Here is a 1,223-nt window from a genome sequence, read left to right as displayed (position 1 = left end):
ACGGGCATGGGGTACCTCCCGGTGTGCAGGGGTTCGAGGCCTCCACTGGTACCGGGCGGCCGGTCCGGCGGGCGTGACCGTCACCCCTACGGTGGCGCGTCCATGCTCCTGACGGTTGTGCGGGGCGCCCGCCGCAAAGGTCAGGGCAGTACGGCGAACCCGTCCAGCTCCACCAGTGCCCGCTCGTCCCACAGCCGGACGACCTGGACGACGGCCATCGCCGGGTAGTCCCGGCCCGCCGACCGGCGCCAGATCCGGCCCAGTTCCGCGGCGTGCGCGCGGTAGTCGGCGAGGTCCGTGGCGTAGACGGTGACCCGGGCCAGGTCCGCGGGGGTGCCGCCGGCCGCGCGCAGGGCGCCGAGCAGGTTGCCGAGGGCCCTGGCGAACTGCTCGGGCAGCGTGTCCCCGGTGATCGTGCCGTCGGCGTCGAGGGCGGTCTGGCCGGCCAGGAACACCACCCGGGTGCCGGTCGCGACCACGGCGTGGCTGAAGCCGGTGGGCGGGGACAGCGCGGGCGGGTTGACGCGCTCGGCCGTCATCGCGCCTCCTTGGCCGCCGCCGCGTACAACTCCTTGGCGATGATGCTCCGTTGCACCTCGCTGGCGCCCTCGTAGATGCGCGTCGGCGTGGTCCAGCAGCTCCACGGCGCAGTTCAGCCGGGCGGGGTAGCGCAGCTCCGGCAGGTCGAACCGCAGCTCGGGCCACTCGTGCGGCGGGGGCAGATGGTCGCGCGCGAACGTGTCGACGTGGGCCGAGAGATGCATGACGGTGGGCCCCCTTGCCGTGACTTCGGGTCCGGGCCTGGCCGCCCGAACGGGCTTCCCGGTGGGCTCGCGCTTCGAGCGTAGCGGGTTGGTGACGGCAGTCAACGGTCCGCGATACCGTCGGAGGGCCGGGCGGGCCGACCCGCCCCGGAGGGAGGAACGGCCGTGTCCGCATTCGCACTCGCGCCGGAGCAGGCCGCCTGGTGCGCCGAGCTGCGCGCGCTGGCCGCCGAGCGGCTGCGCCCGCTCGCCGGCCGGGGCGCACCCGGCCGCGTCAACCGGCCGCTGCTCGCCGAACTCGGCCACCTGGGCCTGCTGACCCGGCTGTTCGACTCCGGGGCGCTGGAGCTGTGCCTGCTGCGGGAGTCCCTCGCGCAGGGCTGCGCCGAGGCCGAGACCGCCCTCGCCCTCCAGGGCCTCGGTGCCCATCCGGTGCACGTCCACGGCACCCCGGCCCAG

Annotated in this window: 2 protein-coding genes; one reads left to right on the top strand and one right to left on the bottom strand. The window is 75.5% G+C overall.

All coding sequences use genetic code 11. The features are described from left to right. Positions 1-140: 140 nt before the first annotated feature. Positions 141-539, bottom strand: a complete 399-nt coding sequence (locus H5J33_RS35790; protein WP_181798795.1) for a RidA family protein — start codon at positions 537-539, stop codon at positions 141-143. Between the two features lie 390 nt (positions 540-929). Between H5J33_RS35790 and H5J33_RS35785 the strand changes: the two genes are divergently transcribed. Further along, positions 930-1,223, top strand: a 294-nt coding sequence (locus H5J33_RS35785) for an acyl-CoA dehydrogenase family protein (RefSeq protein ID WP_181798794.1), incomplete at its 3' end; no start/stop codon positions are given.

The organism is Streptomyces sp. WELS2 (genome assembly GCF_013870595.1).
Lineage (GTDB): Bacteria > Actinomycetota > Actinomycetes > Streptomycetales > Streptomycetaceae > Streptomyces.
This window is presented reverse-complemented; position numbering and strand designations above follow the sequence as displayed.

Coding starts and splice junctions, on each gene's coding strand:
- H5J33_RS35790 (WP_181798795.1), bottom strand. CDS start 539: ATGACGGCCGAGCGCGTCAACCCGCCCGCGCTGTCCCCGCCCACCGGC.